The sequence below is a fragment of the Streptomyces sp. NBC_00459 genome, from assembly GCF_036013955.1.
Taxonomy (GTDB): Bacteria; Actinomycetota; Actinomycetes; order Streptomycetales; family Streptomycetaceae; genus Streptomyces.
Genome location: NZ_CP107903.1, coordinates 7,787,570 through 7,804,629, shown reverse-complemented (window position 1 = coordinate 7,804,629; position 17,060 = coordinate 7,787,570). Strand labels below are relative to the sequence as shown.

Annotated in this window: 11 protein-coding genes and 1 pseudogene; 3 read left to right on the top strand and 9 right to left on the bottom strand. The window is 70.8% G+C overall.

The window, feature by feature from the left end:
* Nucleotides 1-31: 31 nt before the first annotated feature.
* From OHN74_RS34385 to OHN74_RS34360, 6 genes and pseudogenes are all read right to left on the bottom strand, one after another.
* Nucleotides 32-661, bottom strand: a pseudogene (locus tag OHN74_RS34385) (L,D-transpeptidase family protein); the annotation flags it as partial.
* Nucleotides 662-915: 254 nt separating this feature from the next.
* Entirely contained in the window at nt 916-1,551 is a 636-nt protein-coding gene (locus OHN74_RS34380; RefSeq protein ID WP_327698459.1) for a hypothetical protein, read from the bottom strand.
* A 4-nt stretch (nt 1,552-1,555) separates the two neighbouring features.
* Nucleotides 1,556-2,428, bottom strand: coding sequence for a carbohydrate ABC transporter permease (locus OHN74_RS34375; protein ID WP_327698458.1), 873 nt, complete (start codon nt 2,426-2,428; stop codon nt 1,556-1,558).
* Nucleotides 2,425-3,369 (bottom strand): carbohydrate ABC transporter permease, encoded by a 945-nt coding sequence (locus OHN74_RS34370; RefSeq protein ID WP_327698457.1) that lies wholly within the window; start codon nt 3,367-3,369, stop codon nt 2,425-2,427. Before OHN74_RS34370 ends, OHN74_RS34375 begins: the two co-directional genes overlap by 4 nt.
* Nucleotides 3,366-4,733 carry an ABC transporter substrate-binding protein gene (locus OHN74_RS34365; RefSeq protein ID WP_327698456.1) on the bottom strand — a complete coding sequence of 456 codons (1,368 nt, stop codon included), beginning with the start codon at nt 4,731-4,733 and terminating at the stop codon, nt 3,366-3,368. The genes OHN74_RS34370 and OHN74_RS34365 overlap by 4 nt, the downstream gene beginning before the upstream one ends.
* A 116-nt stretch (nt 4,734-4,849) precedes the next feature.
* Complete coding sequence (locus OHN74_RS34360; protein ID WP_327698455.1) at nt 4,850-6,103, bottom strand: cytochrome P450; 1,254 nt, start codon at nt 6,101-6,103, stop codon at nt 4,850-4,852.
* Between the two features lie 275 nt (nt 6,104-6,378).
* Between OHN74_RS34360 and OHN74_RS34355 the strand changes: the two genes are divergently transcribed.
* From OHN74_RS34355 to eccCb, 3 genes are read left to right on the top strand one after another with little or no spacing between them, the layout of a single operon-like run.
* The gene (locus OHN74_RS34355) at nt 6,379-6,819 is read left to right on the top strand and encodes an SRPBCC family protein (protein ID WP_327698454.1); all 441 of its coding nucleotides are present in this window, start codon (nt 6,379-6,381) and stop codon (nt 6,817-6,819) included.
* 59 nt (nt 6,820-6,878) lie between these two features.
* The gene (locus OHN74_RS34350; protein WP_327698453.1) at nt 6,879-7,382 is read left to right on the top strand and encodes a hypothetical protein; all 504 of its coding nucleotides are present in this window, start codon (nt 6,879-6,881) and stop codon (nt 7,380-7,382) included.
* Nucleotides 7,345-11,712 carry a type VII secretion protein EccCb gene (eccCb, locus tag OHN74_RS34345; RefSeq protein WP_327698452.1) on the top strand — a complete coding sequence of 1,456 codons (4,368 nt, stop codon included), beginning with the start codon at nt 7,345-7,347 and terminating at the stop codon, nt 11,710-11,712. Before OHN74_RS34350 ends, eccCb begins: the two co-directional genes overlap by 38 nt.
* Before the next feature lie 24 nt (nt 11,713-11,736).
* Here eccCb and OHN74_RS34340 read toward each other — a convergent pair whose 3' ends face one another.
* The 3 genes from OHN74_RS34340 to OHN74_RS34330 form a co-directional block, all read right to left on the bottom strand.
* Complete coding sequence (locus OHN74_RS34340) at nt 11,737-12,909, bottom strand: XdhC family protein (RefSeq protein WP_327698451.1); 1,173 nt, start codon at nt 12,907-12,909, stop codon at nt 11,737-11,739.
* Between the two features lie 47 nt (nt 12,910-12,956).
* Entirely contained in the window at nt 12,957-14,399 is a 1,443-nt protein-coding gene (locus tag OHN74_RS34335) for an NCS2 family permease (RefSeq protein ID WP_327698450.1), read from the bottom strand.
* A 261-nt stretch (nt 14,400-14,660) separates the two neighbouring features.
* Nucleotides 14,661-17,060: a xanthine dehydrogenase family protein molybdopterin-binding subunit gene (locus tag OHN74_RS34330; protein WP_327698449.1), complete on the bottom strand. Its 2,400-nt coding sequence runs from the start codon at nt 17,058-17,060 to the stop codon at nt 14,661-14,663.

Here is a 17,060-nt window from a genome sequence, read left to right as displayed (position 1 = left end):
CCTCGGTAGGCCGGGGCGCCAACTTGCGTTCCGTACCCGGCTTCACGCCCCACACGTACACGGCGTCGTTCACGGCGAGGGTGTTCCACAGCCGCTGGGCGTCGTCGAGGCGCAGGTTGACGCAGCCGTGGGAGCCGCCGCTGAACAGGTCGCCGGGGGTGCCGTGGAAGGCCTGGCCGTCGCTGAAGAACTGGGAGTACGGCATGGGTGCGTTGTCGTACAGGTCGGAGTAGTGGTCGAGGTCCCGCCAGTAGACGGTGAACCAGCCGGTGCGGGTCTCGTAGCCGTCGCGCCCCGAGCGGATGGGCACGGGCGCGTACACGACCCGGCTACCGGTCTGCACCCACATCAGCTGCCGGGCCAGATCCACACAGGCGATGCGGTACGAGCGGACCGGGCACTTCCCGGCGGCGTTCGGGTCGGCACGCGCTTCGACGACGAGCATCGTGCGGTAGGTCGTCAGGCCCGCGTAACCGTCGGCGGGCCGCACCCCGTTGCGGCTCTGGAAGGCGCGGATCGCCTCGCAGTCGGCGGGCGTCTGCCGTCCGTCCACGGGCAGCCTCAGATGCTCCTCCAGCTCTTGCTGGTAGGGGCCGGTGCCGGCCTCGCAGGGCGAGGGGGCGGGGTCGGCCGCCACGGCGAGTCCCGTCGGCGGGAGCAATCCCAGCAGCAGCCCCAGGGCCAACACCGCCGTCGTACGAGGGATACGGCCTCGGGTTCTCGCCACAGCGCCTCCTCAGCGGTCCGGCTCGCGTTCTCCTCCCAGGGATACGTCACTTCGGCGGGGCGGGTCCGCTCGACCGGGCGGGGGCGGCGAACTCCGGTCCGCTTGCCGCGCCCCCGAAGGGGCGCGGGGCACCGCGCGACCAGCCACAACGGACCCGCACCCTCGACACCGCACTTCCCGTGGAGCGCTTAGCCCGAGCGGGTGCGCGGGCCGTCCGGCGCCGCCCGGTTCTGTCGCCCTCTCAGATCGATCGCCGTGAGCGCCATCGCGAGCGGGCCCGGCGCCAGGAACGCCAGCGGGACCATCGTCCAGGCACAGAGTGCGGCCGTCGCCAGGGCGAACAGGACGAGGGCGCTGCCGCCCGGGTCGCGGGCGGTTTCCCGGGCGGCGGCACCTACGGCGGCCGGCCAGTCGGTGAGCGACTCGGGGCGTCCGCAGGCGCGCAGGCCGGTGACGGCCGCGTACGCGCCGATCGCGGCGGCGACAGCCGCGAAGGCGGGCCCGCCCGGCAGGCCGGTGCGCACGAGCGCCAGGTCGGCGAGCACCAGCAGCACGCCCGCCAGGGCGGCAAGCCCGGCGGCCAGGTCGCCGACGCGCAGGCGCTGCCGCAGGAGGCGGAAGTAGCGCCCTGCGGTGGCCGGGCGGTCCTCCCGGGTGCCGCGCAGGATCTCGCAGGCCGTGGAGAGCGCGGCGGGGGCGGTCAGCAGCGGCAGGCTCACCAGCGCCGTGGCGAGGCCTACGCTCAGGACGTCCGCGAAGAGGGTCATGCGCGGGCCGAGGATCTCCCCCGGCTCACGGGTCGTACCACCACGTGCACCGCTCATCGGTTCACCCCTTGATCCCCGAGTTGGCCATGCCCTCCACCAGGAACCGCTGGAAGGCGAGGAAGAACAGGACGATCGGCAGCAGCGCGATCACCGACATGGCGAACATCGGGCCGAAGGCGGAGGTGCTGGACGCGTCCACGAACGACCTGAGCGCCAGGGTGAGCGTGAACTTGTCCGGCGAGAAGAGGTAGATCAGCTGGGTGAAGAAGTCGTTCCAGGTCCAGATGAAGGTGAAGATCGCGGTGGTGATCAGCGCGGGGCGGGTGAGCGGGAGGATCACCAGGAAGAAGGAGCGGAACGCGCCGCAGCCGTCGATGCGCGCCGCCTCCTCCAGCTCCCTCGGCAGTCCGCGCATGAACTGCACGATCAGGAAGACGAAGAACGCCTCCGTGGCGAGGAACTTGGGCAGGATCAGTGGCCAGTAGGTGTTCACCATGCCGAGCTGGTTGAAGATGATGTACTGCGGGATCAGCACCGCGTGGTGCGGAAGCATGATCGTCGCGATCATGAACGCGAAGAGCGGGCCCCGGAAGCGGAAGCGCAGACGCGCGAACGCGTAGGCCGCCAGGGAGCAGCTGAGTACGTTGCCGAGGACCGCGCCGCCCGCGATCAGCAGGGAGTTGGTGAGCAGGCGCCAGACGGAGACGTCGTTCACGCCGTCGAGCGCTGTCCTGTAGTTGGACCACTCCAGATGGCTCGGCAGCAGGTCGAGGCTGGCGATGACCTCGTTCGCGGGCTTGAGGGAGGTCGCGAGCAGCCAGGCCAACGGGTAGAGCATGACGAGGAGCGCGGCCACACAGCCGAGGTGCAGGGCGATCCGGCGTCGGGCAACTGGCTTCCGCGCAACGGGATTTGGGGTCGCGGCGGTCGTCATCGGACGCCCCCTTCGGTGTCGGAGGCGTAGAAGACCCAGGAGCGCGAGGTCCGGAAGAGCACGGCGGTGACGGCGCCGATGACGATCAGCAGTACCCAGGCCATCGCGGACGCGTAGCCCATGTGGGAGGCGACGAAGCCCCGGTCGTAGAGGTAGAGCGTGTAGAAGAGGGTCGAGTCGGCGGGGCCGCCCTTGCCGCCGCTCACCGCGAAGGCGGGGGTGAAGACCTGGAAGGCCTGGATCGTCTGGAGGACCAGGTTGAAGAAGATCACCGGGGACAGCATCGGCACGGTGATGGAGAGGAACCGGCGCCATCTGCTCGCGCCGTCCACCTCGGCGGCCTCGTACAACTCCCCCGGGATCTGCTGGAGTCCGGCGAGGAAGATGACCATCGGTGCGCCGAACTGCCACACCGTCAGCAGGGCCACGGTGACGAGCGCCCAGCCGGGCTTGAAGATCCAGCCGCCGGTGCCGAAGAGGTTGTCGACGGTGCCGCCCTCGTTGAACAGTGCCCGCCACACCAGCGCGACGGACATCGAGGCGCCGAGGAGGGAGGGGGCGTAGAACGCGGAGCGGTAGAAGGCCCGGCCGCGTTTCATGTTCTTCAGGGCGAGGGCGACGACGAGGGCCAGTCCGAGCTGGAGCGGGACCGCGATGACGACGTACATGAGGGTCGCGCCGACCGAGCGCCAGTAGCGCGGGTCCTCGGTGAACATCTGCGTGTAGTTGCGCAGGCCCACCCAGTCGGGCGAGTTGAACAGGTCGTAGTCGGTGAAGGAGAGGTAGAGCGAGACCGCCATGGGGAGCAGGGTGAGCAGGCAGGCGCCCAGCACCCAGGGGGACAGGAACACCCAGGCGGCTCCCTCGCGTTGCCGCTTCGGCCGCCGCACAGGGGTGGCCTTCCCGGTGCGGGCGGGGGCCGGCGTGTCGGTGGTGGTCATGACCTCAGCTCCGCCTTCGCCTCGGTGACGTAGTCCTGGGCCGCCTCGCGCGGCGACATGCGCTCGTACGACACCTGGTCGTAGTCGCGCTGGAAGGTGGTCTGCAGGGCGCTGTCGCCCGAAGGGGGCGCCTGGGGCGGGGTGTCCAGCCTTCCTTCGAGGGTGGCCTGGTAGGCGTAGATCGTCTTGTCGAAGTCCTTGAGCTTCGGGGCGATTTCCTCGCGGATCGACTCGTTGACGGGGATGCCCCGGGTCGCGCCGAGGATCGCCGCGGCCTCGCGGTCGTTGAGCATGAAGTCGATGAGCCGGGCGGCCTCTTCGGGGCTGCCGGTGTCGGCGGCGACACCCATGAACATGGAGGGCTTGAAGTACTGGCCGGGGGTGCCGTCGGTGCCCGACGGCATGGGGGCGAGGGCGATGCCGTCGGGGATCAGCGCGAGGTAACCGCTGGCCGGGGCGTCCCAGTTCATGTCGGACAGGGCCTTGCCGCGGCCGAGCGGGGTGTTCTCGACCGAACCGTCGAGCTGGGTGGTCTGCTCGGCGGGCGAGACGACGCCTTCGCGGCGAAGTTTGTCGGTGAAGGTCCACCAGCGGGTCAAGTCAGCGGCGGTGAAGCCGAGTTCATGGTTCTCGGTGTAGAGGGCCCTGCCCTGGCCGCGCAGCCAGACCTCGAAGGCGTCCTCGCTCTGACCGGGGTCGGTGCCGCCGGGTTTGCCGGTCCTCTCCTTCAGCACCCGCATGGCGTCGGCCCACTGGTCCCAGGTCCAGCCACCGGGCGAGGCGTCGGCCGGCGGCTGGAGGCCCGCTTCCTTCCACTGCGTGGGGTCGTAGACGACGGTCTCGGTGCCGCGTCCCTGCGGGACGGCGTACTGCTTGCCGTCCAGTTTGCCGGTGGCGAGCAGGCCGGGCTCGAACTCCCCTGTCTTCAGGACGGTTCGCTGCGTACCGAGGTCGAGGAGGACACCTCCCGAGGCGTACTGGTCGATCATCCGGTAGTCGAGTTGCATGACGTCGGGGGCGTCGCCGCCGGCCGCCTGGGTCGCCAGCTTCTGCTTGTAGGCGTCGTATCCGGCGAACGAGGTCTGTACATCGACGTCCGGATACCTCTTCTCGAAGAGGTCGACCGCCGCCTGGGTCCTGGCCGCTCGGTCCGGGTTGCCCCACCAGGTGTAGCGCAGAACGACCTTGCCGCCCGCACTCGTCGAGCCGTCCGGGCCGGAGCAGGAGACGAGTACGGCGCACAGGGTGACGGCGAGACCTGCGGCGACGACCGCCCTGCGGGACCGTCGGGCCTTCCTCGTCCTGTCCCGCGCCCTGTCCCGTGTCCTGCCGCTCGTCCTGTCCCGTGTCCTGTTTCCGGGCATGAGTGGGTCACCTCTTTCACCAGAAAGCGCTTCCACCCCCTCGAACGACGACCCTAGGGAAGGTCCGGATGTCAGAACAAGACCCGTGCATCGATCACGTACCGATCGCGCACCGATCACCAGGTCAGATGCAGGCTCCGCGGAGAGCGGTGGATCATCGTCGGGCGCATCGTGACCGCGTGCTCCTCGGCCAGCCGCAGGCCCGGCAGACGGCTGGTCAACTCCTGCAGCGTGAGCCGGAGTTGTTCACGGGCGAGCTGGGAGCCGGGACAGGCGTGGGCGCCGAGACCGAAGGCCAGATGGCGGACCGGGGTGCGGGTGATGTCGAACCGGTCCGGTCCCGGGTGCCGGTCACCGTCCCGGTTGGCGGCACCGAAGGCGACGAACAGCGAGGCCCCGGCGGGGAGTTCGGTGCCCGCGAGGGTGACCGGGCGGGTGGCGACGCGACGGAATCCCTGGAGCGCCGTGTCGTAGCGGGCGGCCTCCTCCACGGCGGCCGGGATGCGGTCCGGTTCCGCGCACAGCAGCTCCCACTGGTCCGGGTGCCGGAGCAGATGGAGGACCGTGGTGCCGATGAGCGCGGTGGTGGTGAGGTGTCCGGCGATCAGCAGGTTCTGGAGGTGGGAGACGACCTCGTGGCGCTGGTCGAGGGTGAGTTCGGCGCTGCCGTCACCGTCGTCGGGGGCGGTGACGGACGCGACGATGTCCGTGCACAGGTCCTCGCGGGGTTCGGTGTGCCGGTCGCGGGCGTACCGGTCGAGGATGTGCTGGGTCGCCACCACGTCCCGGGCGACGGCGATCTGCTCGTCCTCCGGCAGCGGCCGGAAGAGGAGTTCCTCGGCGCGGTACCCGCCGTGCACGACGGCCGGAACGTCGGCGGGGTCGAGTCCGACGATCCTGCCGATGACCTCGCCGGGCAGACGGCGGGCGTACGCGGACATCAACTCCACGTGCCCGCCCTTGTGTTCACCGGGGGCACCGTCCATGAACGCGTCGACGAGGGCGGCGGCACGCTCGGCGGCGTACGGCACGACGGCGGCGACCCGGGCGGGCGAGAGGCCCTTGACGATCGGGGCTCGCAGCTCCTGGTGCCGGATTCCGTCCACGCCGACGACGACGGGCCGCCCGCCGAAGCCGCCGCCCAGCACGGCGAGCGCGGTGGGCGCCGGCATGACGTCGGGGCGCAGCGCACCCTCCGAGGAGAAGTCCTCGGCGCGGCGCAGCACTTCGCGTACGTCGGCGTCCCGGGCGACCAGCCAGGCGTCGAGTTCGGGGACGAAGGTCAGCCCTTCGGCGTCGCGGGCGCGGGCGTAGTGCGGATAAGGGTCGCTCTGCAACTCGTCGAGTCTGTCGTGCGGTCGACTGTCCACGCGGTGCCCTCCGGCCGGGGGTGCGGGTCACGGGTCACGGGATCGCGCCCATGGTGCCGTACACCGTGCGGTGGCGGAAGCGGTCTTCCGGGCACATCCCGCTCCGGGCCACCACCACTCCCCCCACGGTGTGACACGCGTTGCCGCCGGCGGTTGTCCGGCCTACGTCATCTCGTGAACGCCCGGCCGGGCCAAGCATGTGAGTCCACTGTGAACACGGGCCGCCGGACCCCGGAACGTGCCGTGTCGCCCGTCGGGTTCCCTACGATCGTGCCGTGGTCGACTTCCTCCTAGAACGTACGGTGCCGCTCCCCCTCGACGAGGCCTGGGGCCGGCTCACGGAGTGGCCCCGCCACGCCTCCGTGGTCCCCGTGACCCGCGTCACGGTGCTCACCGCCCCGCCGACCCACGAGGGCACGGTGTTCGTCGCCCGCTCGGGGATCGGGCCTCTCGCCTTCGACGACCGTATGGAGGTCACCGTCTGGCGGCCCCCGACCGCGGACGCCCCGGGTCTGTGCCGCCTGGAGAAACGCGGCCGGGTCGTCCTGGGCTGGGCGGAGATCGAGGTGCGCCCGGGCCCGGGAGGCCGCTCGCGGGTGATCTGGCGCGAGGAGGTGCGCGTACGTCTGCTGCCGTCGCTGTTCGACCGTCCGCTGGCGGGGGCGGCGCGGTATGTGTTCGGGCGGGCGGTGAACCGGCTGCTGAGGATGGGGTGACGGACGTTACGATCGACTCGGTGTGCCGGCGGTGCCGCCGGTCGGGGGAAGGGGAGAGCGTGCACGAGGAGAGCGTGCGGTTGGAGCTTCGGATCGACTCGGGTCCGGGAGCCACCGCGGAGCAGACGGACCGTCAGGTCCGCAGCCTGTACGGCGATCTGCGGACGCTCGGCCTGCTCCGGGTCGAACGGGGAACCGTTGCCGCGCCCGAGAAGTCGATGGCCGGCGTGGGGCACGACCTCGCGGTGCTGGTGGTCAGCGGTGCCTTCTCGGCCGCCGCCCTCAAGGCCGTGAGCAACGTCGTCGTCGCCTTCGTGCAGCGCTCGAAGGCGCGGTCGGTGGAGTGGGAGATCGACGGGCACAAGGGGACGTTCGACGCCCTGTCCGCCAAGGACCAACAGGCGCTGGTGCAGGCGGTGACGGCACGGATCGAGGCGGGGACGGCTGCCGTGGCGGGAGCCACGGCCGGTACCGGCCCCGCGGATCCGACCGGTCGGAACACCAACGGCGAGCCGGGAGTCGGGGATGGCGGGACGCCGGATCGCACTGCTCGTCGCGACTGACGGCTACCAGGATCCCGGGCTCAGCAGACTCAGGGCGCCGGCCCGCGGTGCCACCGAGCTGAAACTCCTGCTGGAGGACCGGTCGATCGGCCGCTTCGAGCCGGTGCTCGAACTGCTCAACCGGCCCAAGGACGAGATCGAGTCCGCGATCGAGGAAGTGCTCAGCAACCGCGACCCCGACGACCTCGTCCTGCTCTACTTCGCCTGTCACGGCATCCGCAACGACGCCGACCGCCTGTTCTTCGCCACGCTCAGCACGCGATTGCAGCGTCCGCACACCACCGCCGTCCCGGCCGCGCTGCTGCACCAGCTCCTCGACGAGTGCGAGGCCCGTACCAAGATCGTGCTGCTCGACTGCTGCTACAGCGGGCTCTTCCACCGGGGCTCCCCCATGTCGCCCGCCCCCGTGGACGTGGAGACGGCGCTCGCCGGGCGCGGCACGTTCGTCATCACGGCGTCCACGGCGCTGGAGTACGCGTACGAGGGCGAGCACCTCACCGTAGACAACAGCCTGTCGGCCCCGCGGTTCACCGCGGCCGTGATCGAGGGGCTGCGGAGCGGCCTCGCCGACCAGAACCGGGACGGGGTGATCACCCCGGAGGAGCTGTACACCTACGTCCACGACACGGTGATCAACCAGGCGGGGCCCGAGCAGACGCCGACCAAGTCGGGCCAGTGCGAGGGGAACGTCGCTCTCGCCTACGCGCCCTGGATCGACGCGTCCGCCGGACCCGCCGCCCGGGCCGCCGCCGAGGAACTCACCCTCGGCTCACTGCTGCCGCCGCCCGTGGAGACCGTCGACCGGGGTTTCATCTGCGATGCCTGGGAGGGCGCGTCCCGGCTGCTCGTGCCCGTCGGCCGGCTGGAGAACAGCACCGGCGGCGATCCCGTGTGCGTCGACTTCTCCAGCCGGGACGGCAACGCGGCGGTCGTCGGCAAACTGGGCAGCGGCAAGACCACTCTGCTGCGCTCCATGATCATGTCGCTGGCGCTGACCCACACCCCGCACGAGGCGGAGTTCTATCTGCTGGAGGGCGCGGTCAATCGGCTCGGGGTGCTGCGTTCGCTGCCGCATGTACGGACGTTCGCGGCGCCGCACGAGCACAGCGCCGTCGAGAACGCCCTCACTGCGGTCAAGGCCGTGATCTCCACCCGGCGCACCCTGTTCCGCGACCTCGACATCGACTCCATCGAGTCGTTCCGCGCGCTGCGCACGACGGGGCGGATCGAGCAGGGGGCGGCCAGCGACGTCTTTCTCGTCGTGGACGGCTGGCTCGACTTCACCTGGGAGGTTCCGGGGTTCGTGGACACGGTCCACAAGCTGGCCAACACCGGGCTGAACTACGGTGTCCACCTGCTGGTCACGGCCCGTCGCTGGAGCGACTTCAGCACCGATCTTCGGGGTCTGCTGGGGACCCGGCTCGAACTCGCCCTGGACGACCCGGAGGAGTCCTTCTTCGACCCCGTGCTGGCGTCGGGGGTCGCGGTCGGCTGGGCACTGTCGCGGCGTCGGCGGTTCCGGGTCGCGGTGCCGCGCTTCGACGACGGGGCGGGGCCGGTGGCGGCGCGCGAGTCGCTGGCCGAGACGTCGGAATCGGTACGGGCCGGGTGGGCGGCGCTCCAAACCCGGGAGAGCACCGGTGCGCTCGCCAGGCTTTCCGCCGGCCGCCAAGGAGCCGTCCTCACCGGCCTGTTGGGGGTCGAGAACACGGCTTCGCCGAATCTGTCCGCCCTGCGCGACCGGCCTGCTCCCGAGGACCGGCTGAGGGTGCCGATCGGGATCGGCGAGGACGGCCAGCCCGTGTTGCTCGACCTCAAGGAGAGCGCGCACGGGGGGATGGGCCCGCACGGACTGTGCGTGGGCGCGACCGGCTCCGGCAAGTCCGAGCTGCTGCGCTCGATCGTCCTGGGACTGGCCGTGCGCCATTCGGCGGAGGAAGTGGCCTTCGTGCTGGCCGACTTCAAGGGCAGCGCGACGTTCGCGCCGCTCGCGGACCTGCCCCACATCTCCGGAGTCATCACGGGACTGGAGGGCGATCCGCTGCTCGTGGGCCGGATGGGGGAGGCGATCAGCGGCGAACTGGCCCGGCGCCAGCAGCTGTTGCGGGCCGCGGGTCTGGCGAGCGTCCATGAGTACCAGAAGGCCCGCGCCTCCCGCGAGGACCTCGAACCCCTGCCGACGCTGCTGCTGGTGATCGACGAGTTCTCCGAACTCCTGGTCGCACACCCGGATTTCATCGATCTGTTCGTGCAGGTCGGCCGTGTCGGCCGGGCCCTGGGCGTGCACATGCTGCTGGCCTCGCAACGCCTGGAGGAAGGCAGACTGCGCGGGCTGGAGGCCCACCTGTCGTACCGCGTCGGGCTGCGCACCTTCTCGGCCGCCGAGTCCCGTGCGGTACTCGGTTATCCCGACGCCTACCATCTGCCGCCGGACCCGGGTGCCGGGTTCCTCAGGGCCGACACGAGAGACATACTGACCCGCTTCAAGGCCTCCTACGTGTCCGCCGCGCTACCGGGCACGGACGGCGCCGAGTACGTCTCGCTGGTGGACGTCGTCGTCGGCCGGTTGGCGGGGACCGAACCCGGGGCGCGCCGGATCTGGCTGCCGCCGCTGGACGCGTCGCCCTCGGTGGAGTCGTTGCTGCCGGCGAGGGCGGCCAACGGGCGGGGCAGACGGCGGACCGGCCCGCCCGCCCCGCCGTTCCAGCCGCTGCGGAGTGTCCCCTTCGCGGTGGTCGACGAGCCGTTCCACCACCGGCGCGGTGTGCTCGCCATGGACCTCTCCGGTGCCGAGGGCCACGTTCTCGTCGTCGGCGGTCCGCAGTCCGGCAAGTCGACCGCGGTCACCACCCTGATCGTCTCGATCGCCCTCACCCACGAGCCCACCGAAGCACAGTTCTACTGCCTCGACTTCGGCGGCGGAAAGCTGGAGACACTGGCCGGGCTGCCCCATGTGGGCGGCGTCTCCTCCCGGCTGGCCGCGGACCGGGTCCGGCGCACCGTCGCCGATGTGGCGAGGGTGCTGGCAGAGCGCGAGGAGTTCTTCCACGTCCACGGCATCGACTCGATCGCCGCCTACCGCCGTCGGCGGAGGGCGGGTGAGTGGCCGGACCGGCCCTGGGCGGACGTCTTCCTCGTCATCGACGGCTGGGCGACCTTCCGGACGGACTTCGAGGCACTCGAACCGGTCGTCGGCGACATCGCCGCGCGCGGCCTGAACTTCGGGGTGCACCTGCTGATCTCCGCGGCCCGCTACGGAGAGGTCCGCATGGCGATGCGCGATCGTCTGCTCAGCACGATCGAACTGCGTCTGAGCGACTCCTCGGAATCCGAGATCGACCGGCGTCAGGCTCTGCACGTCCCTCTGGGAGTTCCCGGCAGCGGTCTGTCCCGCGCCAAGCTGCACTTCCTGACCGCCCTGCCGAGGCTGAAGGACGACACCGAGGCAGAGTTCGTCGGCGAGGCGACAGCCCGGCTGGTCGACCACGTGCGTGAGAACTGGCCGGGGCCGACGGCTCCCCCGGTCCGCACCCTCCCGGACCTGGTCACCCTCGACGAACTGCCGGGCCCCGACGAAGCGCCCGGACCCGCCCTCGCCATCGGCATCGACGAGGCCAGCCTCGCCCCGGTGTTCCTCGACTTCTCCAACGACCCCTTCTTCCTCGTCTACGGTGAGTCCGAGTCGGGCAAGAGCTCGTTCCTGCGGATGCTGGTGCGTCAGCTCTGCGCACGGGTCTCGTCGGACGACGCCACCCTGCTCGTGGTCGACTACCGGCGGTCGCTGCTCGGCGAGGTGGCCGAGGAGTACCTGGTGCGTTACCGGCCGTCGCCGCTCGGCGAGGAGCCCGGGGAGTACCGGCTGGGCTACTGCCCTTCGGGGCCGTCGGCCGCCGAGGTGGTCGAACAGGTGGCCCACTACCTGGGCGACCGGATGCCCGGTCCCGATGTGACCGCCGACCAACTGCGCGCCCGGAGCTGGTACACGGGCCCGGATGTGTATCTGCTGGTCGACGACTACGACCTGGTCGCGACCAGCAGCGGCAACCCCCTTGCGCCGATCATGGAATTCCTCCCGTTCGCCCGCGACCTGGGCCTGCGTGTCGTGCTGGCGCGCAGCTCGGGCGGGGCCGGGCGATCGCAGTACGAACCCTTCGTCCAGCGGTTGAGGGAGCTCGGCGCGCAGGGCCTCGTCCTCTCCGGCGACCCCGCCGAGGGCCATCTCCTGCAAACGGTCAAACCGACCCGCCGACCGCCAGGACGGGGCACCCTGGCGACTCGCAAGGGCGCGCGGGGAGTCCAACTGGGCTACGTCCCGCCGAAGTCGTCCTGAAACCGACCCGGCATCACCTGTCGGTCAGGCCACCGACCCGATCCGCCCCGCCGGTGCCGTCACCGAGGTGACGTCATGGTGGATCGGCGTGTGCGCCCCGGTCAGCGAGACCCCGCTCCCGCCACGCCTGTCGGCGACGATCTCCGACGCGATGGACAACGCGGTCTCCTCGGGCGTACGGGCCCCGAGATCCAGCCCGATCGGTGACCTGAGCCGCGCCAGCTCCAGTTCGGTGACGCCGACCTCGCGCAGCCGCTCGTTGCGGTCCAGGTGGGTCCGGCGGGAGCCCATCGCACCGACGAAGGCCACCGGCAGCCGCAGTGCGAGCCGGAGCAGGGGTACGTCGAACTTGGCGTCGTGGGTGAGGACGCACAGGACCGTACGGGCGTCCACGGCCGTCCGTTCGAGGTACCGGTGCGGCCACTCGACGACGACCTCGTCCGCCTCGGGGAAACGGGCGGCCGTCGCGAAGACCGGGCGGGCGTCGCACACCGTCACGTGGTAGCCGAGGAACTTGCCCATGCGGGCCAGCGCCGACGCGAAGTCGATCGCACCGAAGACGATCATGCGGGGCGGCGGTACCGACGACTCGACCAGAACCGTGATCGGCGCTCCGCAACGAGAGCCCTGCTCTCCGGTCTCCAGGGTGCCGGTGCGGCCCGCGTCGAGAAAGGCGCGCGCCTCGGCGGCCACCGTGCGGTCCAGTTCGGGGTGGGCGCCGAATCCGCCCTCGTACGAGCCGTCCTCGTACGAACCCTCCGGGCCGACGAGCAGGGCGCGGCCCAGCAGTTCTCCCGGGCCGGAGACGATCCGTGCGACGGCCGCCGCCTCCCCGCGCGCGGCGGCGGCCAGGGCCGGGGCGAACACCTCGCGGACGGGATCGGCCACCCGTACCGGCGTCACCAGGATGTCGATGACGCCGCCGCAGGTCAGGCCCACGGCGAACGCGTCGTCGTCGCTGTAGCCGAAGCGTTCGAGGACCGACTCGCCGTCCGCCAGGGCCTGTTGGCACAGCTCGTACACCGCGCCCTCCACACAGCCGCCGGAGACCGAGCCGATCGCCGTGCCGTCGGCGTCCACCGCGAGGGCGGCACCGGGCTGGCGGGGACCACTGCCGCTCACGGCCACCACGGTGGCCACGGCGAAGTCACGTCCCTGCTCGACCCACCGGTGCAGTTCTTCGGCGATGTCCAGCATCTCGGTCTCCTCAACAACGGCTGTACGGAAGGACTTTCAGGGCTCGGCTAGTGCACGCCCAGCCAGCCCTCAAGGGGATGGAGTGCGAAATAGACAAAAAAGATGCCTGCCAGGGCCCACATGAAGGCACCGATCTCCCGCGCCCTGCCCTGCGCGACCCTGATGGCGACGTACGAGATCACGCCGGCCGCGACGCCCGCCGTGATCGAGTACGTGAACGGCATGATCACGACGGTCAGGAACACCGGGACGGCGGTGGCGCGGTCGGCCCAGTCGACGTGCCGGGCGTTCGACATCATCATCGCGCCGATCACCACCAGGGCAGCCGCCGCGACCTCCCCGGGCACGATCGCCGTCAGCGGGGTGAAGAACAGACAGGCGGCGAAGAACAGGCCGGTGACGACGGAGGACAGGCCCGTTCGGGCGCCCTCCCCCACGCCCGTCGCCGACTCCACGAACACCGTCTGGCCCGACGCGCCGGCGACGCCGCCGATCGCCCCGCCCGCGCCGTCGATGAACAGCGCCTTGGACAGGCCCGGCATCCGGCCCTTGTCGTCGGCGAGTCCGGCCTCTGTGCCGACGCCGATGATCGTCGCCATGGCGTCGAAGAAGCCGGCGAGGACGAGGGTGAACACGATCATGCCGACCGTCATCGCACCGACCTCTCCCCAGCCGCCGAACTCGACGTCTCCGAGGAGCGAGAAGTCCGGCATCGACACCGCGCTGCCGTGCAACTCCGGTGCGCCGCTCGCCCATTGCCTGGGGTCGATCACGCCCGTCGCGTTGAGCACGACGGCGAGGACGGTACCGCTGACGATGCCGACGAGGATCGCGCCGGGGGTGCCGCGCGCCTGGAGCATGACGATGAGGAGGAGGGTCGCGGCGAACAACAGCACGGGCCAGCCCGCGAGTTCGCCGTTCGGGCCCAGGGAAAGGGGAGTTGCCGTGCCCTGGTGGACGAAGCCGGCCTTCACCAGGCCGATCAGGGCGACGAACAGGCCGATGCCCATGGTGATCGCGTGCTTCAGCGCCAGCGGGATCGCGTTCATGATCATCTCGCGTAGGCCGGTGACGACCAGCAGCATGATGACCACGCCGTACAGGACGCACATGCCCATCGCCTGCGGCCAGGTCATCACGGGAGCGACCTGCGAGGACAGGACTCCGGACACGGACAGCCCGGCGGCGAGGGCGAGGGGGACCTTGCCGAGGAGGCCCATGAGGAGCGTGGTGAGGGCCGCGGCGAGGGCGGTGGCGGTGATCAGCGCGTGCTGGCCGAGGGTGTGTCCGGCCGCGTCCTTGCCCGAGAGGATCAGCGGGTTGAGGAGCAGGATGTAGGCCATCGCCATGAAGGTGGTGATGCCGCCGCGGATCTCTCGCGCGAGGGTGGAGTTGCGGTGGGTGATGTGGAAGTAGCGGTCGAGTGGGGACCGGTCGGGGGCCGCCGGGTCCTGTGTGAGGTTTTTCGACTCCAGTGACTGTTGGGTCATGTGTGCCGTCTCCCAAGGTTCATAGGGGATTGGGAAGGTGCACGACCCGGGGGACGGCCCGAGGCGAACGGGGGTACTTGTGGGGGTGCGTTGTCGGGTGCGGGCCCGGTGGGGGCTGGTCGCGCAGTTCCCCGCGCCCCTAAAAGACACGGCCCCTGCGGGCCGAAAAGCACGGGGCGCAGCCCCTGCTTTTCAGGGGCGCGGGGAACTGCGCGAGAAGCCCCACCGGGCCCGCACCCGACAACGCACCGAACGAACCGGCTACGCCGTACCAGTCAAGTGCTCTGGGCGTACCGGAGTCTTAGTCAGCTCCAGACCCGTCGCGTTCCGGATCGCCGCCAGGACGGCCGGAGTCGACGACAGGGTCGGGGCCTCTCCGACGCCTCGGAGTCCGTACGGGGCGTGCTCGTCGGCGAGTTCGAGGACGTCGACCGGGATGGTCGGGGTGTCGAGGATGGTGGGGATCAGGTAGTCGGTGAAGGACGGGTTCCGCACCTTGGCCGTCTTGGGGTCGACGATGATCTCCTCCATCACCGCGATACCCAGGCCCTGCGTCGTGCCGCCCTGGATCTGGCCGACGACCGACAGCGGGTTGAGCGCCTTGCCGACGTCCTGTGCGCAGGCCAGCTCGATGACCTTCACCAGGCCCAGTTCGGTGTCGACCTCGACGACGGCCCGGTGCGCGGCGAACGAGTACTGGACGTGTCCGAAGCCCTGGCCGGTGCGGAGGTCGAAGGGTTCGGTCGGCCGGTGCCGCCACTCCGCCTCGACCTCGACGGAGTCCTCGCCCAGGACGTCGACCAGATCGGCCAGCACCTCACCGGCATCGGTGACGACCTTGCCGCCCTCCAGGAGCAGCTCGGCCGTGGCCCAAGCTGGGTGGTAGGAACCGAACTTGCGGCGACCCGCCTCCAGTACCTTCTCCCGCACCAGCTCGCACGAGTTCTTGACGGCGCCACCGGTGACGTACGTCTGCCGGGAGGCCGAGGTCGAACCGGCCGAGCCCACCTGGGTGTCGGCCGGGTGGATCGTCACCTGGGTGACGCCCAGCTCGGTACGGGCGATCTGGGCATGGACGGTGACCCCGCCCTGGCCCACCTCCGCCATGGCCGTGTGGACCGTGGCCACCGGCTCGCCGCCGACCACCTCCATCCGTACCCGGGCGGTCGAGTAGTCGTCGAAGCCCTCGGAGAAGCCGACGTTCTTGATGCCGACCGCGTAGCCGATGCCCCGGACGACGCCCTCGCCGTGGGTGGTGTTCGAGAGGCCGCCCGGCAGCTGTCGTACGTCCGCCGCCTCGCCCGCCGCCAGCCACTGCTGCTCCGGCGGGAGGGGCATCGCCTTGACGCGGCGCAGGAGTTCGGCGACCGGGGCCGGGGAGTCGACCGCCTGTCCGGTCGGCAGCAGCGTGCCCTGCTCCATCGCGTTGAGGCGGCGGAACTCGACCCGGTCCATGCCCACCGCGTCGGCGAGCTTGTCCATCTGCGCCTCGTAGGCGAAGCAGGCCTGGACCGCGCCGAAGCCGCGCATCGCGCCGCAGGGCGGGTTGTTGGTGTAGAGGGCGATGCAGTCGATGTCGACGTCGTCGACGACGTACGGGCCGGCGCCGAGCGAGGCCGCGTTGCCGACGACCGCCGGGGAGGCGGAGGCGTACGCGCCGCCGTCGAGCACGATCCGCGCCTTCAGGTGGGTCAGCTTGCCGTCCTTGGTGGCCCCGTGCTCGTAGGTGAGCTTCGCGGGGTGCCGGTGGACATGGCCGAAGAAGGACTCGAAACGGTTGTAGACGATCTTCACCGGTTTGCCGGTGCGCAGGGCCAGCAGGCAGGAGTGGATCTGCATCGACAGGTCCTCGCGGCCGCCGAACGCGCCGCCGACACCCGAGAGCGTCATCCGGATCTTGTCCTCGGGCAGGCCGAGCACGGGCGCGATCTGACGCAGGTCGGAGTGCAGCCACTGGGTGGCGATGTAGAGGTCGACGCCGCCGTCCTCCGCGGGGACGGCCAGTCCGGACTCCGGGCCCAGGAACGCCTGGTCCTGCATGCCGAAGGTGTACTCGCCGGTGACGATGAAGTCGGCGCGTGCGCGGGCGGCCTCGACGTCGCCGCGGACGACCGGCTGGCGGTGGAGGATGTTCGGGTGGTCGACGTGGCCGATGTGGTGGTCGGTGCGGTTCTCGTGGATGAGGACCGCGTCCGGCGCGGTCGCGGAGGCCTCGTCGGTGACGACCGGCAGCTCGCGGTACTCGACCTTGATCTTTGCTGCCGCGCGGCGCGCGGTCTCCGGGTGGTCGGCGGCGACGATGGCGACCGGTTCGCCATGGTGGCGGACCCTGCCGTGGGCGAGGACCGGGGTGTCCTGGATCTCCAGGCCGTAGTTCCGCACGTCGGTCGGCAGGTCGTCGTACGTCATGACGGCGTACACACCGGGCAGCGCGAGGGCCTCGGCCGTGTCGATGGACACGATCTCGGCGTGCGCGACCGGGGAGCGCAGGATCTGGCCCCAGAGCATGTCCTCGTGCCACATGTCGGACGAGTACGCGAACTCGCCGGTGACCTTGAGGGTGCCGTCGGGGCGGAGCGTGGACTCGCCGATGCCGCCCTTGGTCTTCGAGCCCTGGGTGACCTTGGTGGGGGTCCCGAGGGGAGCGTTCCTGCCGGGCAT